Source organism: Sphingobium scionense (assembly GCF_014197035.1).
GTDB classification, from domain to species: Bacteria; Pseudomonadota; Alphaproteobacteria; order Sphingomonadales; family Sphingomonadaceae; genus Sphingobium; species Sphingobium scionense.
In genome coordinates, this window is record NZ_JACIEU010000015.1 from 93,583 (window position 1) to 118,330 (window position 24,748).

Sequence of the window (24,748 nt, forward strand, 5' to 3'; positions counted from 1 at the left end):
AGATTATGAAGATCAGCCAGAGGCTTAGGGGATCAGGATGGTGCTGCCGGTCGTCTGGCGCCCTTCCAGCGCACGATGGGCGTCCGCGGCGTCGGCGAGAGCGAAGCTCTGGCCGATCCGGGCCGACACGATGCCGCGTGCCATCCGGTCGAACAACCGTTCGGCGGTGTTGGCCAGATCCTCCGCCGTCGCGACATAGTCGAACAGGGTCGGGCGGCTGACATAGAGCGAGCCGTTGCGACTGAGGTCGAGCAGGCTGATCGGCGGGACCGCGCCCGACGCATTGCCATAGCTGACCAGCAGGCCACGCCGGCGCAGGCTGGCAAGCGAGGCGGCCCAGCTATCCTTGCCGACGCCATCATAGGCAACGGCCACACCGGCGCCACCGGTCAGATCGCGCACCTGGGCGGCCAGACCGTCGAGCGGGCCGGACAGGCTGTGGTCTGCATCGACCCTGGCCGCCTTTTCCGCCGAACCGCTATGGGCGATCACCACCACACCCTTGTCGCGCAGCCAGGGCACCAGCACCGATCCCACACCACCAGCTGCGGCATGGACCAGCGCCACATCACCGGGCAGCAGGTCGATCATGTCCTCGGCCAGGTAACAGGCGGTCATGCCCTTGAGCATCATTGCGGCGGCATCGGCCGTCGTCACGCTCTCGGGGATATGCACGACCCGGTCGGCCGGGACGATGCGGTGGGTGGCATAGGCACCCAGGCCGGCTGCGCAGCCGACCTTGTCACCCACGGCAAGATCGGTGACGCCAGCACCCACTGCGACGATATGACCGGCGCCTTCCGATCCGAGGGTGAGAGGCAGGGGGGCGGGGTAGAGGCCGGTGCGATAATAGGTATCAATGAAATTGAGGCCGACCGCATCCTGCGCGATCAGCACTTCCCCCTCGCCGGGCGCGCCGGGATCGAAGCTCTCCCGCTCGATCGCCTCAGGCCCGCCATGGGCCCGGACGATCATCCGCCATGCGTCGCCCGACATCAGGCGAGCGCCTGCGCGAAGAAGTCGGCGGTGCGACGGTCGGCCAGTTGGGCGACTTCCTCGACGCGGCGATCGCCCATCTCGGCGGCGAAGCCATGATCAAGTCCCTCATAATCATGCAGGGTGACGTGGCGGTTGTCCTTCAGCCCGTCATGCATTTTGGCCTGAACGTCGGCGGGGACGAAGCCGTCATTGGTCGGGATATGCAACATGGTCGGCTTGCCGATGGCATGTTGTTCGCCCAGCAGCCCGTCGATGCCCACGCCATAATAGCCGACAAAGGCATCGCCATCGGTGCGGCAGGCGGTCATGAAGGCGACACGGCCGCCCAGGCAATAGCCGACGACGCCGACCTTGGCCGGGCCTTCCAGCATGGTGCGCGCGGCCCGGATGGTCGCCTCGATATCGCGGACGCCCTGATCCTGATTGAAGCGGGGGATATAGGCGAGTGCCTGCTGCATCTGTTCGGGGATGTCGGCGTCCAGCTCGATATGCGGATCGATGCGCCAGAACAGGTCGGGCGCGATCGCCAGATAGCCAGCCTTGGCCCAGCTGTCGCACTTGCGGCGAATGCCTTCATTGACGCCGAAAATCTCCTGGATGACGATGATCGCTGCCTTGGCCGGACTGTCGGGCTTGGCGACATAGGCGTCGAACTGGCCGTCACCTTCCAGCGTCTTGATCGGAATATAGTCTGCCATGGGATATCCTTCCGCCTTGGGGAGTCTGTAGGTCGAGGCGCATATTGGCGCCTTGGGCGAGGGGTGCAAGCGCGCTGTCGCGCCCAAAAAATTTGCCATCGCCGGCCTGTTTGCGGCATGAGATGAAACATTGGCGGACATCCGCTACCGGAAGGGCGCCACAAGGAAGGGCAGCAGATGAAAGTGACCGTCGACGTGGATTGCACCCCGGCCGAGGCGCGCGCCTTTCTGGGCCTGCCGGACGTCAGCCCCATCCACGACAAATATATCAAGACCATGCTCGACGGCATGGACGGCATCGGCAGTGTCGAGCAGATGGAGACGCTGTTCAAGAGCTTTTCGCCGATGGGCGATGCGGGTGTCCGCCTGTTCAAGCAGATGATGGACATTGGCCTGGCCGGCATGGCGGGCAAGAATGGCGACAAGAAGGATTAAGTGAGCGAGACGATCTTCGCCCTGTCGAGCGGTGCGCCGCCGGCGGGGATTGGCGTGGTGCGCGTCAGCGGCCCGATGGCGGGCGCGGCGTTGCAGGCGCTGGCCGGGCGACTGCCCACCCCCCGCATGGCAAGCCTGGCGCTGCTGACCGATCCGCGCGATGGCGCGCCGCTCGACCGGGCGCTGCTGCTGTGGCTGCCGGGGCCGCGCACGGTGACGGGCGAGGATATGGCCGAACTCCATTGCCATGGCGGCCGGGCGGTGATCGCCGCGGTCGAGGCGGCGCTGGGTGCGATGCCACAGTTGCGCCGCGCAACTGCGGGCGAGTTCACCCGTCGTGCCTTTGCCCATGGCCGCATGGACCTGAACGAGGTGGAGGGGCTGGCCGATCTGCTGGCGGCAGAGACGCAGCAGCAGCGGCGCGCGGCGCTGGCGATGATGGAGGGCCATTTCTCGCAGCGGATCGACGGCTGGCGAATGCGGCTGCTCGACCTGTCAGCGATGGCCGAGGCGGCGCTCGACTTCTCCGACGAGGATGATGTGCCCGACGCCGATATCGAGGCGCGGATCGGGCAGGGGGTGACGGCACTGGCACAGGATGTCGGTGCGTTGTTGTCTGCGCCATCTGCCGAGCGGCTGCGCGACGGCATCCGGGTGGTGCTGGCCGGGCCGCCAAACGCCGGCAAGTCGACCTTGCTCAATCGACTGGTGGGGCGCGAGGCAGCGATCGTTTCCGACATTGCCGGCACCACCCGCGACCGGATCGAGGTGCCCGCTGCGATCGGCGGCACGGCCTTTCTGTTCACCGACACGGCTGGGCTGCGCGACGAGACCGGGGACGCGATCGAGGCGATCGGCATCGACCGCGCCCGGGCGGCGATGGAGGCGGCGGATATCATCCTGTGGCTGGGCGACCCAGTCGAGGCACCGCGCGAGGATGCGCTGCTGATCGCGGCGCAGAGCGATGTCGCGCTGTTCTCACTCGACCGTCCAGGCCTGCATCTGTCAGCGCGGACGGGCGAGGGCATGGAGGCGCTGGTGGCGATGCTGCTTGATCGGGCGGGAACCCTGTTACCCGGTGAGGGCGACTATGCCCTGCATGCGCGGCAGCGGGATGGCGTGCGAGCTTTGCATGAGCATCTGCTCGCCGCAGGTGCGGCCCGTGACCTGCTGGTGCTGGCCGAGGAACTGCGCCTGGGGCGGCGGGCGATCGATGCGCTGACCGGGCAGGCGGGCACAGAGGATATGCTCGACCGTCTATTCTCGGGATTCTGCATCGGCAAATAGCGATTGTTCCACGTGGAACGCTTTTGACCGAAGGCCCCTGAATCTGATATGGGGCCGCCATGCGAACAAGCTATGATGTGATCGTGGTCGGTGGCGGCCATGCCGGCTGCGAGGCTGCCGCTGCGGCAGCGCGCAAGGGCGCAGCGGTGGCGCTGCTGACCTTCGAGCGGGCGACCGTGGGTGCCATGTCCTGCAACCCGGCGATCGGTGGTCTGGGCAAGGGCCATCTCGTCCGCGAAGTGGATGCACTCGACGGCTTGATCGGCCGCGCCGCTGATGCAGGGGCGATCCATTATCGCATGCTCAATAGCAGCAAGGGTGCCGCCGTGCAGGGGCCGCGCGTGCAGGCGGACCGCAAGCGTTACAAGGCGGCGATCCATCAGATGCTCGACGCCCAGGCTGGCCTTGAGATCGTCGAAGGCGAGGCGGTGGGCCTGATCGTCCGCGAGGGTGCTGTGGCGGGTCTGGCGCTGGCCGATGGCCGGATGCTGGAGGTTCCTTCGGTTGTGCTGGCGACCGGCACCTTCCTGGGCGGCAAGCTGTTCCGGGGCGAGGATATCGATGTCGGTGGCCGCACTGGCGAGCGGGCGGCAATGGCGCTGGGCGTGCAGTTGCGCGCGATGGGCCTGCCGATCGGCCGCCTGAAGACCGGGACGCCGCCGCGCATTGACGGCCGCACCATCGATTGGTCAGTGCTGGAGGAGCAGGCGTCGGACGGCGCGGGCTGGACCATGTCGCCGCTGTCAGATCATCGGCCGCTGCCGCAACTGGCCTGTGCCATCACCCGCACCAATGAACGGACCCATGCCATCATCCGCGAGGGGCTGGGGCGTTCGCCTCTATTCAGCGGCGCGATCGAGGGGCGGGGGCCACGTTACTGCCCGTCGATCGAGGATAAGGTGATCCGCTTCGGCGATCGCGACGGCCATCAGATTTTCCTGGAGCCGGAAGGGTTGGATGACCCGCTGGTCTATCCCAATGGCATCAGCACCTCGCTGCCGGCTGATGTGCAGCTGGCCATGATACGGTCCATGCGCGGGCTGGAGCAGGCGGAGATCGTCGTGCCGGGCTATGCGGTCGAATATGACCATATCGATCCGCGCGCGCTGGATGCCAGTCTGGAAGTGCGGGCACTGCCCGGCCTCTTCTGCGCGGGGCAGATCAATGGCACGACCGGCTATGAGGAGGCGGCTGCCCAGGGGTTGGTCGCCGGCACTAATGCTGCGGCGCGGGCGCGGGGTGAGGCGCCGATGATTCTTGATCGGGCCAGTTCCTATATCGGCGTGATGATCGACGATCTGGTGCTGCAGGGCGTGACCGAACCCTATCGCATGCTGACCGCGCGCGCCGAATATCGGCTGCGACTGCGCGCCGACAATGCCGAGACGCGGCTGGGGGAGATCGGTATGGCGCATGGTATCATCGGCCCTGATCGGGCGGCGCGCTTCGCCGCACGGACCAGTGCGCGCGTCGCGATCGAAGCGGAACTGGCGGGACCCTTTACCGCGACCGAGATGGCGCGGGCGGGGGCAACGGTGCGGCAGGATGGCGCGCGGCGCAGCCTGTTCGAATGGGCGCGCTTCCCCGAGGTGCAGGCCGACCTGCTGGTGACGCTGGCACCGAGTCTGGCGGATGCCCCCGCCGATCTGCGGGCGGAGATTTTGGAAGACGCCCATTACGCGCCCTATCTCGAACGGCAGGATGCGGAGATCGCCGCACTGCGTCGGGACGAGCGCGTGGCGATTCCGACGGACTTCGACTTTGCCAGCGTCGGCGGCCTGTCGACCGAGATGATCGAGCGGCTGGACGGGGCGCGTCCTGACACGCTAGCCGCTGCGGGCCGTATCCGCGGCATCACCCCGGCGGCGCTCGCTGCCATCCTTGTCCATGTGCGGCGGAAGGCAGCATGACCGAAGACGAAGCGCGGGCCTGGCTCGATGCGCATTTTGATGTTCCACGTGAAACATGGGATCGGCTGGAGCGCTATGTGTCGCTTTTGCTGTCCGCGATGGAGGAGCAGAATCTGATCGCCGAATCGACCCGGCCCCATGTCTGGGCGCGGCATATCGTCGACTCGGCCCAGCTGCTGTTGCATGCCAAGGATGCGGGGGAGGGGCCTTGGATGGACCTGGGCTCCGGCGCCGGCCTGCCCGGTATCGTTGTCGCCAGCCTGTCCGAGCGGCCGTTGATCATGGTCGAATCGCGCCGCAAGCGAATCGATTTCCTCAATGATGTGATCGCGGAGCTGGGGCTGCGCAACGCATCGGTCTTTGGCGGGCGGGTCGAGATTGCGCCGCCCACCCGGTCTGCCGTCATCAGCGCCCGCGCTTATGCGCCGCTGCCAAAATTGCTCCAGTCGGCCCAGCATCTGGCCGATGAAAAGACGATTTGGGTGCTGCCCAAGGGACGAAATGCGCAGAATGAACTGGAGACCGCGCGTCCGGCATGGCAAGGTGCGTTTCATGTGGAACGCAGCGTGACCGACGCCGACAGCGCCATCATCGTCGCGCGATCCGTCAAACCTGTCAAAAAGAAGGGTCGAGGATGATTTGTATCGCCATCGCCAATCAGAAGGGCGGAGTCGGCAAGACCACCACGGCCATCAATCTGGCGACCGGCCTGGCCGCGACGGGCCTGCGCGTGCTGCTGGTCGATCTTGATCCGCAGGGCAATGCATCGACCGGGCTGGGCGTCTATCAGGCCGACCGGACCCGATCGAGCTATGACCTGCTGGTCGGCAATTGCGAGCTGGACGAAGCGGTCGTCACCACCCGTGTGCCTAAGCTGGACTTGATCCCCGCGACCCAGGATCTGTCGGGCGCCGAGATCGAGCTGATCGACTATGAGCAGCGCACTCATCGTCTGGAACGGGTACTGGCCGAGGCCCCGGCTGGCCGCTGGGACATCTGCCTGATCGACTGCCCGCCGTCTCTCGGCCTGCTGACGGTCAATGCGATGGTGGCGGCACAATCGCTGCTGGTGCCGTTGCAGTGCGAATTTTTCGCGCTGGAGGGGCTGTCGCAGCTGTTGCAGACGGTCGAGCGCATCCGCAGCCGCTTCAACACCGGTCTGTCGATCCTGGGCGTGGCGCTGACCATGTATGACCGCCGCAACCGGCTGACCGACCAGGTCGCCGACGATGTGCGCGCGGTGCTGGGCAATCTCGTCTTCACCACCGTCATTCCGCGCAATGTGCGCCTGTCCGAAGCGCCGAGCCATGGTGTGCCGGCACTCATCTATGATTTCCGCTGTTCGGGGTCGGAAGCCTATATGCGTCTGGCGCGCGAATTGATCGCGCGTCTTCCCCGACAGGAGGTAGCGGCTTGAGCGACGAGATTGGGGAAAAGCAGAAGCCGGTAAAGCGGCCGCACGGTCTGGGCCGCGGCCTGTCGGCGCTGCTGGGCGATGTGAGCCGGGAAGAGCCGGTGGCGGCGAGCGCGAGCAGCGCTGCGCCGTCGAGCAAGGCAGTGCAGAATATCGAGGTCGCGCTGATCCAGCCGCACCCGGAACAGCCGCGCCGCCATTTCGACCAGGACGCGTTGCAGGAGCTGGCCGACAGCATCGCAAAGCGCGGCGTGATCCAGCCGATCATCGTCCGTCCGCATGGCGGCGGTTTCCAGATCGTCGCGGGCGAACGGCGCTGGCGCGCGGCGCAGAAGGCGCAGCTGCATCGCATTCCGGCGATCGTGCGCGACTTCGACGAGCAGGAAACGCTGGAAATCGCGCTGGTCGAGAATATCCAGCGCGAGGATCTCAACCCGATCGAAGAGGCCGAGGCCTATCGCAAGCTGATCGGCGAATTTCATCATAGCCAGGAAGCGCTGGGCCGTATCGTCGGCAAGTCGCGCAGCCATATTGCCAATCTGATGCGCCTGCTCGACCTGCCCGATCCGGTGCAGCAGGCGGTGTCGCACGGGCGGATCAGCATGGGTCATGCCCGCGCGCTGATCGGCGTGCCGGGCTGCGAATCGATGGCGCTGATGGTGGAGCAGAAGGGGCTTTCGGTCCGCGAGACCGAGCAGCTGGTGCGCAAGACCAAGAAAGGCGAGGATGCCGAGCCCAAGTCGCGCGGCGCAACTGCCGGCGGCAAGGATGCCGATATCGCGGCACTGGAACAGCATCTGGCCGATATCCTTGGCCTGAAGGTCGAGATTGCTGACAACGGCGACGGGCCGGGAATGTTGTCACTGCGCTATTCGACGCTCGATCAGCTCGACATGCTGTGCCAGCGCCTGTCGGGCGAGCGGATCTAAAAAAGTCGCATCGGTTGGGTTCTGGATGAGGGGGATGTGCAAAGCGCTTCCCCCTCACAGAATCAGGCACTAGGCTGGTGCCATGGCCGATATCCAATCCACCCAAGCCGCCGCTCCCGCCATCATCCGCCGCGCCGATTATCGCGTGCCCGACTGGCTGGTCCCCGACATCGCCCTTGATTTCGATCTGGATGCCGCGCGGACGCGGATCTGGTCGGACCTGTCGGTGGCGCGCAATGGCGACCATGATCGGCCGCTGCGGCTCGATGGTGATGGACTGGTGCCGCTGGCGGTGAAGGTCGACGGCTGCAGCTTGGACGAAACGGAATGGACGCTGGAGGCCGGCGCGCTGGTCGTGCCGCTCAGCGGCGCGACCCACAAGGTGGCGGTGCTGGTCGAGCTGGCACCCGAGAGCAACAGCAAGCTGATGGGCCTTTATGCCAGCGGCGGCCTACTCTGCACCCAGTGCGAGGCGGAGGGTTTTCGCCGCATCACCTTCTTCCCCGATCGCCCCGATATCCTGTCGCGCTACAGCGTGAAGCTGACCGCCGACAAGGCGCGCTACCCGATCCTGCTCGCCAATGGCGATCCGGTCGAGCAGGGCGATCTGGAGGGCGGCCGCCATTGGGCACAATGGAATGATCCTTATCCCAAGCCCTGCTATCTCTTCGCGCTGGTCGCCGGCGACCTCGCCTGCAACGCCGACCGTTTCGTGACGATGAGCGGGCGCGAGGTGGCGCTGGGCATCTGGGTGCGCGAGGCCGACCTGCCGCGCACCGACCATGCGATGCAGGCGCTCAAGAACAGCATGGCCTGGGACGAGCGCGTCTATGGCCGCGAATATGATCTGGACGTGTTCAACATCGTCGCGGTGGCCGACTTCAACTTCGGCGCGATGGAGAATAAGGGCCTCAACATCTTCAATTCGCGCTATATTCTGGCCGATCCCGAGACCGCGACCGACATCGACTATGATGGCGTCGAGGGCGTGGTGGCGCATGAATATTTCCACAACTGGTCGGGCAATCGCGTCACCTGTCGCGACTGGTTCCAGCTGTCGCTGAAGGAAGGCTTCACCGTCTTTCGCGACCAGAATTTCTCGGCCGACATGGGCAGCCATGCGGTCAAGCGGATCGAGGATGTGCGCATCCTGCGCGCGGCGCAGTTCCAGGAGGATTCAGGCCCGCTGGCGCATCCGGTGCGGCCCGAATCCTACATGGAAATCAGCAACTTCTATACGGCGACCATCTATAACAAGGGCGCCGAGCTGATCCGCATGATGGCGCTGATGCTGGGGGCGGAGCGCTTCCGCGCCGGCACCGACCTCTATTTCGACCGGCATGATGGCGAGGCGGCGACCTGCGAGGATTTTGTCCGCGCGATGGAGGAGGGCGGCGAGATCGACCTTGGCCAGTTCCGCCGCTGGTATGAGCAGGCGGGCACGCCCCATGTCCGCGGGCTGCTGAGCCATGATCCGGTCAGCCGCACGGCCGAGCTGTTGCTGGAACAGAGCGTGCCGCCGACGCCGGGCCAGCCCGACAAGCGGCCGATGGCGATCCCGCTGCGCGTCGCCCTTTATGATCCGGCGACCGGCAGCCATCATGGCGACCAGTTGCTGATGCTGACGGAGGCGCAGCAGCGTTTCACGTTCGACAATTTCGCCAGCCTGCCGATCCTGTCGATCAACCGCGGCTTTTCCGCGCCGGTGATCGTCGAGACCAATCGCAGCCAGGCGGATTTGGCCTTCCTGTCGGCGCATGATGACGATCCCTTCGCCCGTTATGAGGCGATGCAGCAGCTGATGGTCAATGTGCTGGTCGGTCAGGTTGCGGGCCAGAGCGTCGACGTGACGGCGGTGGTCGACGCGGTGCGCAACACCATCACCGATCCGCTGCTCGACCCGGCCTTCGTTGCCGAGGCGATCCGCCTGCCGAGCGAAGCCTATCTGGGCGACCAGATGAAACAGGTGGACCCGGACGCGATCCATGCTGCCCGCGATGCCCTCCAGACCCGCCTGGGCGCCGATCTGGAGCCGCTGTGGCGTGATATCCATGCCAGGACCAAGGCCAACGCCTTTGCGGTCTCCCCGGCCGCCAAGGGCGCGCGCAAGCTGCGCAATGTCGCGCTCCTCTATCTTGTCGCGTCGGGCGCGGCGGATGGCCCGGCGATCGCCTATGGCCAGTATAGCGACGCCGACAACATGACCGAGCGTCAGTCGGCGCTGGCGACGCTGGCGAGCGGCACCAGCCCCGAGCGGGAGGCGGCGCTCGACATCTTCTTCAATCGCTACAGCGACGATGCGCTGACGCTGGACAAATGGTTCCAGACCCAGGCCTTCGCCTTCCATCCCGATACGGTGGAGCTGGTCGAGCAACTGGGCCAGCACAGGGCGTTTACGCTGGGTAACCCGAACCGGGTGCGCTCGCTCTATGGTGCCTTTGCCGGCAACCAGTGGGCGTTCCACGACAAGTCGGGCAAGGGCTATAGGCTGGTCGCCGACTGCATCATTGCGCTCGACAAGCTCAACCCGCAGACCGCCGCCCGGCTGGTGCCGCCGCTTGGCCGCTGGAAGCGCTTCGATGAGGGCCGCGCCGCGCTGATGCGCGCGGAATTGCAGCGCATCCTGAATGAACCCGGCCTGTCCAAGGACGTGACCGAGCAGGCGAGCAAGAGCCTGGAGGGATAAGGGAAAGGCGGCGGCCGGGGCGTTCAAACCCCGGCCGGCCGATCAGTCCTTTTGCGCCGCGACCCAGGCGGCGACGTCGGTCGCCACCTTGTTGGCGGCGCTGTTGAGTGGTGCGCCCACCGTGCTGGCGTCGATCTTGCCGCCGACCGGTGCGCTGGCGGTAAAGCGCTGGCGGGCGATCGCGACGCCGGCCGGGGTCATCAGTGCGGCATCGAAGGTGACGACGGCGCTGCTGCTGGCCTGGTCGATGGTGAAGGCGATCAGCTCGCCGCTCAGGCGCTGGCCGCCGTCACCGGAAAACTGACCGGAATCGAGTATGATCCGATCCGTGGTCGCCGCCACCGTTTCGGCCAGCAGGCGGCGGAACAGGTGGCGGGGTGTTTCGGCCCATTGCACCTTGGTCACATAGGCGACCGACGTCGGCGTCACCTGCACCGGCACGCGCACCGTGTCGATGACGCGTGCGGCTTCGGGATCGACGATGATCAGGCTGCGGCCGCCGCCGGCATTGCTCTGGGCGCCGGTCGGCACCTTGTGCGCGGCGTCGAGCGTCAGCAACTGCTGCGGCGGCTTGCTGCCGATCGAGACACAGCCGGACAGGGCGATTGCAGCGGCAAGCGCCAGCGATGCGCCACCCAGTTTCTTGTGGATCATCATCCGGCTCCCTTTCATGGCTTATAATCGGGCAGTTGGGGCGATCCGACGATCGAGCCCGCGCCCTGCTGGTCGAGTTTTTCCGCGACGCCGCGGAAGGCGCGCGACATTTCGCGCAGGTCGCGAACCAGGCGGTTCACTTCCGGCATGGTCTGGTTGCTGAAGGCATGCACGCCCGGCTGCGCTTCGGCGATGGTCTTGTCGAGCGTGTCGATGCTGCGGCTGGCCGAGGCCACGCTCTTGCGCAGGTCGGCCATCAGCGGGCGGCCTTCGTCATTGATCAGGCCATTGGTGGTCGCGGCCAGCTCGCCGATCTGCTGCGCGGCGACGCCGGTGCGCTGCACCGCGATGCGCGCTTCGGCCAGGGTAGCGGCGATTTCCGGGCTGCGATCGGCCAGCGATCCGGTCACGCGGTCGAGATTGGCTAGGATGCCGGCGATCGACTGCTGATTCTTGTCGTTGAGCAGCTCGGTCAGCTTCTCGGTCAGGGTCGACAGGCGCTCCAGCAGTTGCGGCGCATTGTTGAGCAATTCGCCCAGCGCCCCCGGCTTGGTCGGGATCACCGGCACGCCGTCGGGGCAGGCCGATTGACTGTTGTCGGCGGGGCAGATGATCGGCGGCGCGCCCTTGACCGCGCCGTCCAGCACCACTTCGCTGACCCCGGTAAAGCCGACGCCGGCGATGGTCGCGGTCGTGCCTTGCAGCACCGGGGTGCCGTCCTTCACCGAAATGCGCACCTTCACGAAGCTGGGATCGCGCTTCCACAGTTCGATCTTTTCGACCTGGCCGGAAGGGACGCCCGAATAATTGACGCCCGATCCCTTGGCGAGGCCGTTCACCGACTGCTTGAAGAAGATGTCATATTCCTTGTTCTCGCCGTTGGACAGGCGCGAGAACCAGAACGCGGCCGCCATGATGGCGGCCAGCAGCAGCAGCGTGACCGCGCCGACCAGCACATGATTGGACCGGGTTTCCATATCCTATTGCCTTCCGTCCGCTTGTTTTTCGGCAGCGGCCTTGCCGCGTTCGCGCGAGACGGCCGCTGTTGCGGCGCGGCCCCGCGGACCGTTGAAATATTCCTGAATCCAGGGGTGATCGAGCGCCAGCAATTCGTCGATCGTCCCCACCGCGATCACCTTCTTGTCTGCCAGCACCGCGACACGGTCGCAGATCGAATAAAGCGTGTCGAGATCATGGGTGATGAGGAATACGGTGAGGCCCAGCGTTTCCTGCAGCTTGCGGGTCTGGTCGTCGAACGCGGCAGCGCCGATCGGGTCGAGGCCGGCAGTCGGCTCGTCGAGGAACAGCAGGTCCGGGTCGAGCGCCAGAGCGCGGGCCAGGCCGGCGCGCTTCTTCATGCCGCCCGACAGTTCCGCCGGATATTTGGGGCCGGCCTCGGGCGGCAGGCCGGTCATGCGGATCTTGTAGGCGGCGATCTCGTCGCGCAGCACCGGGCCGATATTGGGATAATATTCGCGGATCGGCACTTCGACATTTTCGGCCACGGTCAGGGTCGAAAAGAGGGCGCCGCCCTGAAACAGCACACCCCAGCGCTTGCGGATCGCCAGCGCCTCATCATCGTCGAGGCGACCGACCATGTCCTCGCCAAAGACATGGACCTCACCCTCGTCGGGCACCTGCAGGCCGATGATCGATCGCATCAGCACCGATTTGCCGGTGCCCGATCCGCCGACCACGCCCAATATCTCGCCCTTGCGCACGTCGAGGTCGAGATTTTCGTGCACCGTCTGGTCGCCGAAGCTGTTTTTCAGGCCGCGCACCGAAATGGCGATGTCGTCGGATGCGACCGCCCGTTCGATCCGTTCTTCCTTGGCCTGGCGTTCATTGGCGGTCATCAGTTCCAGCCCACCCAGGTGAAGAAGACGGCGAAGAAGGCGTCGAGCACGATCACCAGGAAGATCGCCTGGACCACCGCTGCGGTGGTGCGCAGGCCGACTTCCTCGGCATTGGCCTTGACCTGCATGCCCTGGAAACAGCCGCTGATGCCGATGATCAGGCCGAACACCGGTGCCTTGATCAGGCCCACCCACAGATCGTGGATCGGCACGACCTCGCGCAAGCGCTGGACGAAGGTGATCGGCGGAATATCGAGCGACACGGCGCACAGGAAGCCGCCGCCGATGATCGCGATGATCGAGGAATAGAAGCCGAGCAGCGGCATCATCACGACGACCGCCAGGGTGCGCGGCAGCACCAGCGCCTCCATCGGCGACACGCCGATGGTGCGCATCGCGTCGACCTCCTCGGTCAGCTTCATCGTGCCGAGCTGGGCGGCGAAGGCGGAGCCGGAGCGGCCGGCGACCATGATCGCGGTCATCAGCACGCCCAGTTCGCGGAAGGTAAGGCGGCCGACCAGGTTGATGGTCAGCATCTCCATGCCGAACTGGCGCAGCTGGACCGCGCCCTGCTGGGCGATGACGATGCCGATCAGGAAGCTCATCAGGCCGATGATGCCCAGCGCGGATACGCCGACGACTTCGAACCGCTGGACCACGGCATTGATGCGGAAGCGGCTGGGATGGCGGATCAGCCCCCAGACCGTGACCAGCACGCCGCCGAAGAAGCCGAGCAGGCCGACCAGCGTGTTGACGGAGTTGATCACCGCCTCGCCGATCTGGCCCAATACCCGGTTGAAGGGAGAGACATAGGTCGGGCGGATATCGACCGGTTCGTCGATCTTGCCGACCGCGCCGATCAGCCGCTTGCAGTCCGTGCTGCCACCGGACACTTCCGTTTCCAGCCGCTTGACGGTGCGGTGGATCGTCCAGGCGCCGATCGTGTCCATATGGTCGATATCGGCGACGTCGATGCAGGCGACCGGACCGGAAATGGCATCCAGCCGGTTCGGCATGTCGTTCAGACAGGCGATCGACCAGGTGCCGGACAGGCGTATGACCTTGCCGCCGTCGTCGCGGCTTTCCTCAACGAGATCAGCGGCTTTGTTCATGTGGAGGGATTAGTGGTCCATTATCGGTTGCGCGGCAAGCCGAAACGGCCCATCCGCCAGACAGAACGACGGGCAGGGATAAAAGTTTCGGACACGGCATGACATACAGGTTGGCGATTTACGACATGGACCGCACGGTGACCTTTTCGGGCACCTATACCGGCTTTCTCATCCATGTGGCCGCCCATATGGCGCCCTGGCGATTGATCTTCCTGCCGCTCATTCCGTTCGTCATGCTGGCCTATGTGGTGAAGCTGATCAGCCGCCAGACGCTCAAGGAAACCAACCAGTGGCTGATGATCGGCGGCCGGGTGGACCGGGCGAAGCTGCAGTCGCATATCGAAAGCTATGCCGACAAGGTGATGGCGAAGAATGTCCGCGCCGGCGCGCTGGAGCAGATCGCCAAGGACCGCGCGGCGGGCTATCGGCTGGTGCTCGCCACCGCCTCCTATCGCCTCTATGTCGAGGCGATCGCGCGGCGGCTGGGCTTCGACACGGTGATCGCGACCGACCATGTCGGGCAGGATCTGCCCTATGTCCGCGCCAAGATCGCGGGCGAGAATTGCTACGACACCGGCAAGTTGCGGATGATCAAGGCGTGGATGGCGGCCGAGGCGATCGACCGCAGCCAGGCGCATATCCGCGCCTATTCCGACCATGTGTCGGACGCGCCGATGCTGGAATTTGCCGACGAGGCCTTCGCCTCCAACCCGCACCCGCCGCTCGCCAAGCTGGCGGCCGAGCGCGGCTGGACGCGGGTGGACTGGAGCTAAGGGATCAGCGCATCGCGGTGCGGGCAAGCGCATCGCAATCGGCGTCGCCCACGGTCGGCTGCTTCTGGCCACCGATCGCATCGCCGATCATCCTGATTATGCCCTTGGCCGATCGGGCGTCCCTGGGCAGCTGAATATCGGGCGTCTTGATCGTGCCGCCGACCGGCACGCTGCCCTTCAGCCGCAACAGGCTGTCCTGCTTGGGCACGCCGCTCAGCGCCAGCGCCAGGCGCTCGTCCGACAGGCGGATCGTGCCGCTGGCCTGGGTCTGGGCGCGGGAGGTGTCGATCAGCACCGGACCCGGCCGGGCGATACCGTCACGCACGTCGAGCCGGGTGATGATGCAGCGCAGGACGGCCTCCTTCCGCTTCGACAGGGTCAGACCACGGCCGACATCCTGTCCCATCAGGGCGGCGGTGCGGTCCGGGATGCGGCCATCGCGGGCGACGAGGGCGATCGTGCCGGTGGATGTACCCAGCGCCTGACGGATGGTTTTGCCTCGTCCCTTGATCGCGACCCGGCCGACCAGGGCGCCGTCGATCCGGGCATCGGGGAAGAAATCGAGCAGCCGTGCGCCGCGCATCGTCATGGCGATATCGAGCAGGGGGCCGCCGTCGCGCTGGTCGACGCCGATCCGGCCGGACAGCGTGCCGCGTGTGAGGCCCAGCGTCAGTGGTTCGACCGACAGCCGGCTGTGTTCCAGGCTGATCGTGCCAGTGAGCGAGCGGAACGGGCTGGGGCCGGGCCACAGCAATTGCCGGACCTGGAGGTCCAGTTTGCCGTCCGTGTGATCGACGGTGGCGAGGTCGATCGCCGTATCGGGGATCAGGCGCGGTCCGAGCCTTGCGCGCTTGGCCGCCGCCTTCGCCTTGCCGGCATTGCTCGCCAGATCGTCGAAATCGAAGCGGTCGGCGCTGAGCGCACCGTCGATCCTGGTGCGGCCGTCACGCTTGCGGATGGTCGCGTGACCGGCAATGTCGGACCGGCCGATGGTGCCTTTCAGTCCCTCGACGATCCAGTCCGGCCGGTCGCGTGTCACCCGCGCGGTCAGGCGGACCGGCTGGGTACCGGGCAGGCCCGCCTCGATGATGGCGTCGAGCAGGGCGAGGTCGGTGCCATGGGCGGTCGCCTCGCCGCGCAGATGACCGATGTCGAGCGGGCCATCCATCGTGCCCTTGAGGGTGAAGCCGACGGCATCGCCGGTGATCGCGGCGTCGAACGGCCAGCGCTGGCCCGGCCGGCTGTCGAGGATCGGGCCGCCGGTCGCAGTGACGGTGACAGGGTGGCCGCGCACATCGCCCTTGCCCGACAGGCGCAGGCCATGCTGGTCCACCGTCAGCGCAGCATCGACCGATCGCCCGCGCTTGTCGTCACGATAGGCGATGCGGCTGTTGCTGACGATCAGGCTGTGCAGCGCCGGATGGCCGCCGCGCCGATCGCTGCCTTTGCTGCGCTCGCCGCTCCAGTTCTCGCGGCCCTGCGCGTCGCGATAGAATTGGAGCCGGGCGCGCCGCGCCTCCAGCCGCTCCAGCACCGGCCCGCCGGTCAGCAGGCCCCAGACCGAAAAGCCGGCGCGGATTTCACCAATCCGGGCCAGGTCAGGCAGGGTGGGTCTGACCCAGCCGGGTTGCGGCACGCGCAGGTCGCGCAGGGTGACGACGGGGTGGAAGGAGAGGCTGTCCTCCCGCGCCATCGCGCCGATCGTCACCGGCTTGCCGATACGGTCGGACAGGTGGCGCTCGATCGGCGCCTTCATCCAGCCCCATGGGAAGACGGCGAGCGCCAGCAACAGGATCGCACAAAGCAGGGGCAGGCCCACCAGACAACGCACCACCCATCGCTTCGCCCCTTTTGCCATCCGTATCGCTCTCCCGTCCGGCCCGATTGGCCATGTCGGGGCTCAACGCATGGCATTGCGGCTTGGTTCAGAGCACGCGATTGGGCAGCGGTTCCTCCGCCACGAAGGCGCGGATATTGGCGAGCAGCATCTGCGCCATCTGCGCCACCGCCGCGTCGGTCGCGCCGCCGGTATGGGGCGTCAGGATGCAATGGGGGACATCGGCCCAGCGCGCCGGATCGGTCGGTTCCTGCGCATAGACGTCGAGCGCCGCGCCGCCCAGCCGACCGGCGTGCAGCGCATCGATCAGCGCGTCCTCGTCCACCAGCCGCCCGCGCGCGACATTGACCAGCAGGCCGTCGGGGCCGAGCGCGTCGAGGATAGCGGCGGAGATCATACCGCGATTGTCGTCCGTGGCGCGCGCCGCGACGACCAATATGTCGCTCTCGGCCGCTAATGCCGCCAGGCTGTCGCTGCGCGGCCAGGCGAGGCCGGGCTTGTCCCGCGGCCCCCACCAGCGGGTCGTCATGCGCAGCGCATCGGCGCGCGCCGCGATGGCGATGCCGATACTGCCCATGCCGATGATCCCCAGCCGGGTGCCGGCGATCGAGCGGGTGATGGTCTTGCCGCCGGGTAGCCATTCGCCCGCGCGCAACGCCCGGTCGCCGCTGACGATCTGGCGTCGATGCGCGAGGATCAGGCCGATCGCATGGTCGGCGACATCCTCGGCATTGGCGTCGCCGGCATGGCTGACGGCTATGCCGTGCGCCCGTGCCCAGTCGAGATCGACCCCGTCATAGCCGACGGTGAAGCAGGCGATCAGCCGCAGCCGCGTCATCGCCGCCAGCATATCGCGATCGAGCCGGAACTCGCCGGCCGTCACCAATATCTCCGCCTCGCCAAGGCGGGCGCGCCCGGCCTCCTCCCATAGCCCCATGACGTCATATTGCATCGCCAGGATCGGCAGCAGCGGCGCCAGATGGGGCTGGGCGATCAGGATGACCGGGCGCAGGTGGGCCATTATCCTATCGCCTTCAGCGCCTGGGCGAAGTCGGCGATCAGATCGTCGGCATCCTCGCAACCGATCGAGATGCGCACCATATTGTCGCCGATCGCCAGTGCCTTCTTGCGCTCGGCCGGCACCGACAAATGGGTCATCGCGGCGGGATGGCTGGCCAGCGTCTCGGTGCCGCCCAGGCTCACCGCCAGCTTGGCGATCTTGAGCGCGTCAAGGAAGGCGAAGGCTTCCGCCTCGCCACCTTTCAGATAGAGCGAGAAGGTGGAACCCGCGCCGGTGCAGTGGCGGCGATAGATATCGGCCTGCCGCTCGGTCTCGGGGAAGCCGAGATAGACGACCTTCTCCACCTGCGGCTGGTCCTTCAGCCAAGCGCAGACCTTTTCCGCATTTTCGCCCGCGCGGCTCATCCGCAATTCCAGCGTCTCCAGCGACCGCAACAGCATCCAGGCGCTGTGCGGGTCGAGGATCGTGCCGATCGTGTTGCGCATCAGGCGGATGCCGTTGATGAGCGCGTTGGAGCCCAGCACGCCGCCCGCGACCAGATCGCTATGTCCGCCGGCATATTTGGTCAGGCTGTAGATGACGAGGTCGGCGCCATGGGTGATCGGTCGGTGCCACAGGGGCGCCAGGAAGGTATTGTCGATCGCGATCGGCGGGACATGATCTTCGCCGGCGAACAGCGCATCGCGGCGCGCGACCACCGCTTCCAGATCGACCAGCACGTTGGTCGGATTGGCCGGGCTTTCCAGATAGAGCATGGCGACCCGGCCCAGCCCCTTGGCCTTCTCGATCACCGCGCCAATTTCTTCCTCGGTCGCGCCGGCGGGGAAATCGAGCCACTGCACCCCGAAGCGGCCAAGGATGCGGCCGATCAGCGATTCGGTCGCGGCATAGAGGGGGGCTGAATGGACGATCACGTCACCCGGCTGCACCAGCGCAAGCAGGGTGGTGGCGATCGCCGACATGCCGCTGGAAAAGAGCAAAGCGTCCTCCGCTTCCTCCCACACCGACAGCCGATCTTCGGCAATCTCCTGATTGGGGCCGTTGAAGCGCGAATAGACCAGCCCCTCGGCGCCGCCGGGACGGATCCCGGTGACCCCCTCGAAATGGCGCTTGCCCGCGGCCGCGCTCTCGAAGGCGAAGGTGGAGGTCAGGAAGATCGGGGGTTTCAATGACCCTTCGGACAGGGTCGGGTCATAGCCATGGCCCATCATCAGGGTCGCGGGCTTCAGCTTGCGGCCGTCAATCTCCAGGATCGGGGCCTTGGGGCGGCGGCGATTATGGGGCGGCTCGGCGCCGGTCAGATCTGCCTCGGTGACGGGGGGCGGGGTTTCGCCGGTCATGTCATTCTCCTGCATCTGGCGGCCTCTGCTGTGCCGCTCATTGGATGGTGGACTGTAACGCAGGAGCGGGGGAAGGGGCCAGAGAAGAGTGATATAATCTTTCGTGACGCGGTATGATTGTTTCTAGCAAGATGAGTGATGATGGGGGAGGGCGCCCCTGTTTTCGGAGAAAGCCCGGAGCATAACAAAGGTCCGGCTCTGCGTTATCCGCGCAGCGGCCCGCATCCTTTCCGGTCAGAGGCGGCCCATCGATTGCAGGATATGCACGACGTCAGACCCGATATGGTCGTAAAAGGCGTAGAGACCGGAACAGAGATAGTTGAGGCCCGCCTCCCCCTCTCGCGTCCGGATCAGTCGGTTTTTGGGACATTCGCCATAGCATAGCCGCAGATAGTCGCAGCTGCGGCACTTGGTGGGAAGCGCGGCACTCTTGGCCCGGCCGAATCTTTCCTGTGCGGGCGAGAATGCCAGATTGCCCATATGCGCCTGATGGATGTTGCCCAGGCGATATTCGGGATAGACGAAGTGGTCGCAGGAGAAGACTTCGCCATCATGCTCCACGGCGACGGCCTTGCCGCAGACTTCGCCCTGGGTACACATTTGTGCGGGCATTCCCGCGGCCTGCGCCACCGCAGTTTCGAACAGGTTGACGTGGACGCGGCCGATGTCGGTAGCGAACCATTCGTCCCACACGCCGCTCAGAAATCGCCCGTAATCATCGGGATCGACGGACCAGTCGGTGACGATGGAATCGGGGTGACCCGGCCGTGCGCGCGGGTCTCCTTCCAGCGGCGGCTCGTCCATCCGCGCAGGAGCCGTCACCTTGAACTGGCGTGGCTCGACTGCTGGGGTGAACTGGACGCGCCAGGTGCCGAGCTGGTCGACAAGAAAACGATAAACCTCGCGCGGATGCAGGGCATTTTCGCGATTGACGACACACAGTGCCGCGAAGGGGATGTCGGCCTCGCGAAGCATTTGTGCTGCTGCCATAACCCGGTCGAACGTGGGTTGTCCGTTCTTGGTCAGGCGATAGCGGTCGTGCAGCCGTTGTGGACCATCGATCGACAGACCGACATGGAAATGGTTCCGCTTGAGGAAGTCGATCCACCGTGCATCGAGCAAGAGGCCATTGGTCTGCAGATCGTTCTCGATCCGCTGGCCAGGCTTGCCATGTTTCGCCTGCAACGCCACGACCTTCTCGAAGAAGGCGAGTCCCATCAGCGTGGGTTCGCCCCCTTGCCATGAGAAGATCACCTCTTCGCCGGTCTGCGCCTCGATATATTGGCGGATATGCTGATCGAGCGTCGCATCATCCATCCGCACGTGGCGCTTATGGCCAAGCAGGTCGGTCTTGTGCAGATAGAAGCAATAAGCGCAGTCGATATTGCACTCTGCCCCGCCCGGCTTGACCATGGCGTGGAAGCGATAGGTCGATCCGCGGATCAGGGTCTCCCGTCTAAGCGTCGGCATATGCATCGGAGCACCATAAAATTGATGTGCCCGAACGCATAGACGGGACCCTGTTCAATTCGAGGCCTTTTGCAGCTTTTCCGTCGTCTTCGAAAGATCGAACGATGGCGCGATCTGCAATGGCGGATGATCGATCAGCGACTTCACGTGTGCGCCCAGCAAATCCTGGATCGGCCCCATAAGCCACTGCTTACGTTCAGTGCCGTAAGTCTGGTCGGTGACGGTGTCGAATGTCTCATACGGATCGAAGTGAAGGTTGATAGCCATCGGAAATTTCAGTTCTTTCCATGGATCGAAAAAGCCTTCCGACGTTGCGAAATGCATCTTCCACTTGTCCAGACGAACTGCTCTGATATCGCTGCCTTCATAATAGATATAATCTTTACGGTTGGAATGGTCGGACTTGCCTTCCCACCAGTCGAGGTTGTTGACCCCGTCGATTACCTGGTTCTTTTCCTTCAGCACGCGTGCGGCAGCATCGGGAACACCGGCGGCGGCGGCAAGGGTGGTGAACACGTCCATGTTCGCCTGAATGCCTTGCTTCACCTGACCGCCGGGTATGTGTCCTGGCCACCAGGCGATGAACGGTACGCGGACGCCACCCTCATAGGTGGTCATCTTCTCGCCCCGGAACGGGGTCGTACCACCATGGATGCGGGCATTGTGCGACGGGCCGTTATCGGTCGACCAGATGACGATGGTGTTGTCGAGCGCGCCCATGGCCTTCAGCCGTTCGAGCAGCGCGCCGACTTGCTTGTCATGCTCGATCATGCCCGATCCATAGATATCGTCGGCCATTGTCGCATCCTGTGCCAGATAGCGGTTTTCGTCGCTAAGATGCTGGAACAGGTGCATGCGGCTGGGGTTGAGCCAGACGAACCAGGGCTTTCCGGCCGCTTTCGCGCGGTTCACGAAATCGAGGCTCGCATCTATGAAAGTTGCGTCGATCGTTTTCATCCGCTCAATCGTCAGCGGGCCAGTGTCCTGGATTTTTTGTTTGCCCACAACGCCAAAGCGTGGATCGATGGTCTTGTCGTCCACATTGGTGGACCAACTGTGCAGCACCCCCCGCGGCCCATATTTGGCCTTGAACGCCGGATCTTTCGGATAATCCCGCTGCTCGGGCGTTTCTTCGGCATTCAGATGATAAAGGTTACCGAAAAACTCGTCGAATCCATGCATGGTGGGCAGGGCGGAATTATTGTCGCCAAGATGATTCTTGCCGAATTGACCTGTGGCATAGCCCCGTCCCTTCAACACTTCGGCCAGGCTAGGCGACCCGGCCTGCAATCCGAGCGGCGACCCGGGAAGCCCGACCGACGTCATTCCGGATCGGATATTGGCCGGTGATCAGCGATGCACGACCGGCCGTGGAGGATGGCTGGGCATAATGTTCGGTGAACATTGCCCCTTCCTTGGCCAGCCGGTCGATATTGGGCGTGGTATAGCCCATCACCCCCTGACCATAAGCGCTGACATTGCTCCAGCCGACATCGTCGGGATAGATGATGAGAATATTGGGCGGAGCGGTTGGCGTTTGTGTCGTCCGGACGTCTGACTGAGCCGCGACCGGCGCAGTCCATAGCGCGAGCGCTGCGGTCCCCAGGGCCAGCCTGTTCAAATCAGATTTCAATGAAGTCAGCAAGACCATGGCCACCCTCCGTGGTGCAGAAATATACCTGCGTGACGAGAGCCGTAGCTCCGACAGACTGGGGCAGATGAACGCGAACGCCGATGCCTGGTCAATCGGGAAAAACCCGGACCGCAAGCAGGGAAGCCGCTCGGGCCAACGCGATTTTTTTCCATAAATCGATAAGTTTACTCGACGCCTATCCGACGATTTCGCCCACGATGCCTCCACAGGCGGGCCTCGCCTTTCCCTCGCTCGCTACACCTCCTACATCTCACCCGATGCCGCCCGCTCTTCCCTCCATCCTTGGCCACTGGTTCGCCTCGCGCGGCTGGCGGGTGCGGCGGCATCAGAGTGACATGCTCACGGCGGCGCAGCGGGGGGAGCATGCGCTGCTGGTGGCGCCGACCGGGGCGGGCAAGACGCTGGCTGGCTTCCTGCCGACGCTGGCCGACCTGATTGCGAACCCCGCCGACGGGCTGCATACCCTCTATGTCTCGCCATTGAAGGCGCTGGCGGTCGATGTGCGGCGCAACCTGCTGACGCCGATCGAGGAGATGGGGCTACCGATCCGGGTGGAAACCCGCACCGGCGATACCCCGTCGGATCGCAAGGCGCGGCAGCGGGTGCGGCCGCCTCAGATATTGCTGACCACACCCGAATCCCTGTCGCTGCTGCTGAGCTATCCCGATGCGGCGCTGCTGTTCGAGCATCTGCGCACCGTCATCGTCGATGAGGTCCATGCCTTTGCCACGCAGAAGCGCGGCGACCTGCTCAATCTGTCGATGGCGCGGTTGCAGGCGATCAATCCGACGCTGCGCCGGGTGGCCCTGTCGGCGACGGTGGCCGATGTCGATGCCTATCGCGCCTGGTTGGCGCCCGATGGCGATATCGATGCGGTGACGCCGGTGCTGGGGGAGGCGGGGGCGGAGCCCGATGTCACCATCCTGATTCCGGAGGGGCGGGTGCCCTGGTCCGGCCATTCGGGCAAATATGCCGCGAGCCAGGTGATGGCGGAGATATCGGCACGGCAGACGACCCTGGTCTTCTGCAACACGCGCGGCCTGGCCGAACTCATCTTCCAGGAGCTGTGGTCGGCCAATGACGCGAACCTGCCGATCGCCATCCATCATGGCAGCCTGTCGATCGAGGCGCGGCGCAAGGTCGAATCGGCGATGGCGGCGGGGAAACTGCGCGCGCTGGTGGCGACGGCGTCGCTCGACCTCGGCGTCGACTGGGGCAATGTCGACTGCGTGATCCAGATGGGCGCGCCCAAGGGCAGTTCGCGCCTGCTCCAGCGCATCGGCCGCGCCAATCACCGGCTCGACATGGCGTCGGAGGCGATATTGATCCCCGGCAATCGCTTCGAATATCTGGAGGCGCGCGCGGCACTGGACGCGGTCGAGGCGGGCGAGCGGGACGCCGATGATTTCCGCCCCGGCGCGCTCGACGTGCTGGCCCAGCATGTGATGGCGATCGCCTGTGCCGGGCCGTTCCGCGAGGAGGAATTGCTGGCGGAGGTCCGATCCGCCACCCCCTATAGCGCGCTGACCGACGAGGGCTTTGCCCATGTGCTGCATTTCATCGAGGGCGGCGGCTATGCGCTGCGCGCCTATGACCGGTTCAAGCGGCTGGTGCGAGAGCCCGACGGCACATGGCGGGTGTCGCATCCGAAGTTCATCCAGCAGCACCGGATGAACGCCGGCATCATCGTCGATCAGCCCGCGCTGGCGGTGCGTTTCGCCAATGGGCGCAAGCTCGGCACGGTGGAGGAGGGCTTTGCCGCCACCCTGCGGCCGGGCGACAGCTTCTTCTTCTCCGGCATGGCGCTGGAGGTGGTGCGGATGGACACCAGCGACCTGGTGGTCCGCGCGACGAGCAAGAGTGCGCGGATCCCGAGTTGGGGCGGCACCCGCATGGCGATGTCGACCCGGCTGGCCGACCGGGTGCGCCATTTCCTGGCCGAACCCGAAGCCTGGCACCGCTTCCCCGATGATGTGCGCGAATGGCTGGAGGTGCAGCGGACCCGCTCCGCCCTGCCGCAGCCGGGGCAGCTCTTGGTCGAAACCTTCCCGCATGAGGGGCGCCATTATATGGTCTGCTACAGTTTCGAGGGCTGGAACGCGCACCAGTCGCTCGGCATGTTGCTGACCCGGCGGATGGACGCGCAGGGGTTGATGCCGCTGGGCTTCGTATCGAACGATTATGCGCTGGCGGTCTATGGCCTCAAACCCGTGACCGATCCGCAGAGCCTGTTTTCCGCCGACATTCTCGACCATGAATTTGTCGAATGGGTCGAACAGTCGAGCCTGCTGAAGCGCGCGTTCCGCGATGTCGCCGTGATCTCCGGCCTGATCGAGCGGCAGCATCCCGGCAAGCGCAAGACCGGGCGGCAGGTCACTTTCTCTACCGACCTCATCTATGACGTGCTGCGCAAATATCAGCCCGACCATTTGCTGCTGAAGGCTGCCTGGGCGGATGCGCGGGCACGGATGACCGATGTCGGGCGGCTGGGTGACCTGATCGACCGGGCGGCGTCGACCATGCTGCATGTGCCGCTCGACCGGGTCAGCCCGCTCGCCGTGCCGCTGCTGATCCTGATCGGCCGCGAACAGGTGGCCCAGCGCGATGCCGAGGACGCGCTGCTGATCGAGGCGGAGGCGCTGGTGGCCGAAGCTATGCGCGCGGATTGAGGGC

At 65.3% G+C, this 24,748-nt stretch carries 21 protein-coding genes; 9 read left to right on the forward strand and 12 right to left on the reverse strand.

All coding sequences use genetic code 11. From position 1 onward, the window contains the following. Positions 1–24: 24 nt before the first annotated feature. Both GGQ90_RS18090 and GGQ90_RS18095 read right to left on the reverse strand, forming a co-directional pair. Positions 25–996 carry a quinone oxidoreductase family protein gene (locus tag GGQ90_RS18090; RefSeq protein WP_246428305.1) on the reverse strand — a complete coding sequence of 324 codons (972 nt, stop codon included), beginning with the start codon at positions 994–996 and terminating at the stop codon, positions 25–27. Next, positions 996–1,697, reverse strand: coding sequence for a dienelactone hydrolase family protein (locus tag GGQ90_RS18095; RefSeq protein WP_188083371.1), 702 nt, complete (start codon positions 1,695–1,697; stop codon positions 996–998). Before GGQ90_RS18095 ends, GGQ90_RS18090 begins: the two co-directional genes overlap by 1 nt. Before the next feature lie 177 nt (positions 1,698–1,874). Between GGQ90_RS18095 and GGQ90_RS18100 the strand changes: the two genes are divergently transcribed. The 7 genes from GGQ90_RS18100 (at position 1,875) to pepN (ending at position 10,358) form a co-directional block, all read left to right on the forward strand. Beyond that, positions 1,875–2,132 carry a DUF6489 family protein gene (locus GGQ90_RS18100; protein ID WP_007703998.1) on the forward strand — a complete coding sequence of 86 codons (258 nt, stop codon included), beginning with the start codon at positions 1,875–1,877 and terminating at the stop codon, positions 2,130–2,132. Next, positions 2,133–3,419, forward strand: a complete 1,287-nt coding sequence (gene mnmE / locus GGQ90_RS18105; RefSeq protein WP_188083372.1) for a tRNA uridine-5-carboxymethylaminomethyl(34) synthesis GTPase MnmE — start codon at positions 2,133–2,135, stop codon at positions 3,417–3,419. A gap of 59 nt (positions 3,420–3,478) precedes the next feature. Continuing rightward, a complete protein-coding gene (gene mnmG / locus GGQ90_RS18110) occupies positions 3,479–5,329 on the forward strand; it encodes a tRNA uridine-5-carboxymethylaminomethyl(34) synthesis enzyme MnmG (protein WP_188083373.1) in 1,851 nt (616 codons plus the stop codon). Beyond that, positions 5,326–5,967: a 16S rRNA (guanine(527)-N(7))-methyltransferase RsmG gene (gene rsmG, locus GGQ90_RS18115; protein WP_188083374.1), complete on the forward strand. Its 642-nt coding sequence runs from the start codon at positions 5,326–5,328 to the stop codon at positions 5,965–5,967. Before mnmG ends, rsmG begins: the two co-directional genes overlap by 4 nt. Next, positions 5,964–6,746, forward strand: a complete 783-nt coding sequence (locus tag GGQ90_RS18120; protein WP_188083375.1) for a ParA family protein — start codon at positions 5,964–5,966, stop codon at positions 6,744–6,746. The genes rsmG and GGQ90_RS18120 overlap by 4 nt, the downstream gene beginning before the upstream one ends. After that, complete coding sequence (locus tag GGQ90_RS18125; RefSeq protein WP_188083376.1) at positions 6,743–7,672, forward strand: ParB/RepB/Spo0J family partition protein; 930 nt, start codon at positions 6,743–6,745, stop codon at positions 7,670–7,672. Before GGQ90_RS18120 ends, GGQ90_RS18125 begins: the two co-directional genes overlap by 4 nt. Before the next feature lie 82 nt (positions 7,673–7,754). Further along, positions 7,755–10,358 (forward strand): aminopeptidase N, encoded by a 2,604-nt coding sequence (gene pepN / locus GGQ90_RS18130; RefSeq protein ID WP_188083377.1) that lies wholly within the window; start codon positions 7,755–7,757, stop codon positions 10,356–10,358. A 42-nt stretch (positions 10,359–10,400) separates the two neighbouring features. Here the strand turns inward: pepN and GGQ90_RS18135 are convergent, their stop codons facing one another. The 4 genes from GGQ90_RS18135 to GGQ90_RS18150 are packed head-to-tail and all read right to left on the reverse strand — an operon-like array spanning position 10,401 to position 13,980. Then, on the reverse strand, positions 10,401–11,015 hold the full coding sequence (locus GGQ90_RS18135) for an ABC-type transport auxiliary lipoprotein family protein (protein WP_188083378.1): 615 nt from the start codon (positions 11,013–11,015) through the stop codon (positions 10,401–10,403). A gap of 11 nt (positions 11,016–11,026) precedes the next feature. Further along, entirely contained in the window at positions 11,027–11,989 is a 963-nt protein-coding gene (locus GGQ90_RS18140) for an MlaD family protein (RefSeq protein ID WP_188083379.1), read from the reverse strand. Between the two features lie 3 nt (positions 11,990–11,992). Then, the gene (locus tag GGQ90_RS18145; RefSeq protein ID WP_188083380.1) at positions 11,993–12,868 is read right to left on the reverse strand and encodes an ABC transporter ATP-binding protein; all 876 of its coding nucleotides are present in this window, start codon (positions 12,866–12,868) and stop codon (positions 11,993–11,995) included. After that, entirely contained in the window at positions 12,868–13,980 is a 1,113-nt protein-coding gene (locus GGQ90_RS18150) for an MlaE family ABC transporter permease (RefSeq protein ID WP_188083381.1), read from the reverse strand. Before GGQ90_RS18150 ends, GGQ90_RS18145 begins: the two co-directional genes overlap by 1 nt. 98 nt (positions 13,981–14,078) lie before the next feature. Here GGQ90_RS18150 and GGQ90_RS18155 point away from each other — a divergent pair, with 98 nt between their 5' ends. Further along, positions 14,079–14,753, forward strand: coding sequence for an HAD family hydrolase (locus GGQ90_RS18155; RefSeq protein WP_188083382.1), 675 nt, complete (start codon positions 14,079–14,081; stop codon positions 14,751–14,753). Positions 14,754–14,757: 4 nt separating this feature from the next. Here GGQ90_RS18155 and GGQ90_RS18160 read toward each other — a convergent pair whose 3' ends face one another. The 6 genes from GGQ90_RS18160 to GGQ90_RS29365 form a co-directional block, all read right to left on the reverse strand. After that, entirely contained in the window at positions 14,758–16,611 is a 1,854-nt protein-coding gene (locus tag GGQ90_RS18160; RefSeq protein ID WP_188083383.1) for an AsmA family protein, read from the reverse strand. A gap of 67 nt (positions 16,612–16,678) precedes the next feature. Next, positions 16,679–17,611 (reverse strand): NAD(P)-dependent oxidoreductase, encoded by a 933-nt coding sequence (locus tag GGQ90_RS18165; RefSeq protein ID WP_188083384.1) that lies wholly within the window; start codon positions 17,609–17,611, stop codon positions 16,679–16,681. Further along, complete coding sequence (locus tag GGQ90_RS18170) at positions 17,611–18,951, reverse strand: cystathionine gamma-synthase family protein (RefSeq protein WP_188083385.1); 1,341 nt, start codon at positions 18,949–18,951, stop codon at positions 17,611–17,613. Before GGQ90_RS18170 ends, GGQ90_RS18165 begins: the two co-directional genes overlap by 1 nt. Before the next feature lie 234 nt (positions 18,952–19,185). After that, positions 19,186–20,421, reverse strand: a complete 1,236-nt coding sequence (locus GGQ90_RS18175; RefSeq protein WP_223178320.1) for an anaerobic sulfatase maturase — start codon at positions 20,419–20,421, stop codon at positions 19,186–19,188. A gap of 54 nt (positions 20,422–20,475) precedes the next feature. Then, complete coding sequence (locus GGQ90_RS18180; protein ID WP_246428307.1) at positions 20,476–21,747, reverse strand: sulfatase-like hydrolase/transferase; 1,272 nt, start codon at positions 21,745–21,747, stop codon at positions 20,476–20,478. Beyond that, positions 21,692–22,042 (reverse strand): sulfatase-like hydrolase/transferase, encoded by a 351-nt coding sequence (locus tag GGQ90_RS29365; RefSeq protein WP_246428308.1) that lies wholly within the window; start codon positions 22,040–22,042, stop codon positions 21,692–21,694. The genes GGQ90_RS18180 and GGQ90_RS29365 overlap by 56 nt, the downstream gene beginning before the upstream one ends. A gap of 290 nt (positions 22,043–22,332) precedes the next feature. Here GGQ90_RS29365 and GGQ90_RS18185 point away from each other — a divergent pair, with 290 nt between their 5' ends. After that, the gene (locus GGQ90_RS18185) at positions 22,333–24,744 is read left to right on the forward strand and encodes a ligase-associated DNA damage response DEXH box helicase (RefSeq protein ID WP_188083387.1); all 2,412 of its coding nucleotides are present in this window, start codon (positions 22,333–22,335) and stop codon (positions 24,742–24,744) included. Positions 24,745–24,748: the final 4 nt, after the last annotated feature.

What these genes read in the sequence shown, in the direction of transcription:
- GGQ90_RS18090 (WP_246428305.1), bottom strand. Translation starts at nt 996, where the DNA reads ATGTCGGGCGACGCATGGCGGATGATCGTCCGGGCCCATGGCGGGCCT.
- GGQ90_RS18095 (WP_188083371.1), bottom strand. Translation starts at nt 1,697, where the DNA reads ATGGCAGACTATATTCCGATCAAGACGCTGGAAGGTGACGGCCAGTTC.
- GGQ90_RS18100 (WP_007703998.1), top strand. Translation starts at nt 1,875, where the DNA reads ATGAAAGTGACCGTCGACGTGGATTGCACCCCGGCCGAGGCGCGCGCC.
- mnmG (WP_188083373.1), top strand. Translation starts at nt 3,479, where the DNA reads ATGCGAACAAGCTATGATGTGATCGTGGTCGGTGGCGGCCATGCCGGC.
- rsmG (WP_188083374.1), top strand. Translation starts at nt 5,326, where the DNA reads ATGACCGAAGACGAAGCGCGGGCCTGGCTCGATGCGCATTTTGATGTT.
- GGQ90_RS18120 (WP_188083375.1), top strand. Translation starts at nt 5,964, where the DNA reads ATGATTTGTATCGCCATCGCCAATCAGAAGGGCGGAGTCGGCAAGACC.
- pepN (WP_188083377.1), top strand. Translation starts at nt 7,755, where the DNA reads ATGGCCGATATCCAATCCACCCAAGCCGCCGCTCCCGCCATCATCCGC.
- GGQ90_RS18135 (WP_188083378.1), bottom strand. Translation starts at nt 11,015, where the DNA reads ATGATGATCCACAAGAAACTGGGTGGCGCATCGCTGGCGCTTGCCGCT.
- GGQ90_RS18140 (WP_188083379.1), bottom strand. Translation starts at nt 11,989, where the DNA reads ATGGAAACCCGGTCCAATCATGTGCTGGTCGGCGCGGTCACGCTGCTG.
- GGQ90_RS18145 (WP_188083380.1), bottom strand. Translation starts at nt 12,868, where the DNA reads ATGACCGCCAATGAACGCCAGGCCAAGGAAGAACGGATCGAACGGGCG.
- GGQ90_RS18150 (WP_188083381.1), bottom strand. Translation starts at nt 13,980, where the DNA reads ATGAACAAAGCCGCTGATCTCGTTGAGGAAAGCCGCGACGACGGCGGC.
- GGQ90_RS18155 (WP_188083382.1), top strand. Translation starts at nt 14,079, where the DNA reads ATGACATACAGGTTGGCGATTTACGACATGGACCGCACGGTGACCTTT.
- GGQ90_RS18160 (WP_188083383.1), bottom strand. Translation starts at nt 16,611, where the DNA reads ATGGCAAAAGGGGCGAAGCGATGGGTGGTGCGTTGTCTGGTGGGCCTG.
- GGQ90_RS18165 (WP_188083384.1), bottom strand. Translation starts at nt 17,611, where the DNA reads ATGGCCCACCTGCGCCCGGTCATCCTGATCGCCCAGCCCCATCTGGCG.
- GGQ90_RS18170 (WP_188083385.1), bottom strand. Translation starts at nt 18,951, where the DNA reads ATGACCGGCGAAACCCCGCCCCCCGTCACCGAGGCAGATCTGACCGGC.
- GGQ90_RS18175 (WP_223178320.1), bottom strand. Translation starts at nt 20,421, where the DNA reads ATGCCGACGCTTAGACGGGAGACCCTGATCCGCGGATCGACCTATCGC.
- GGQ90_RS18180 (WP_246428307.1), bottom strand. Translation starts at nt 21,747, where the DNA reads ATGACGTCGGTCGGGCTTCCCGGGTCGCCGCTCGGATTGCAGGCCGGG.
- GGQ90_RS18185 (WP_188083387.1), top strand. Translation starts at nt 22,333, where the DNA reads ATGCCGCCCGCTCTTCCCTCCATCCTTGGCCACTGGTTCGCCTCGCGC.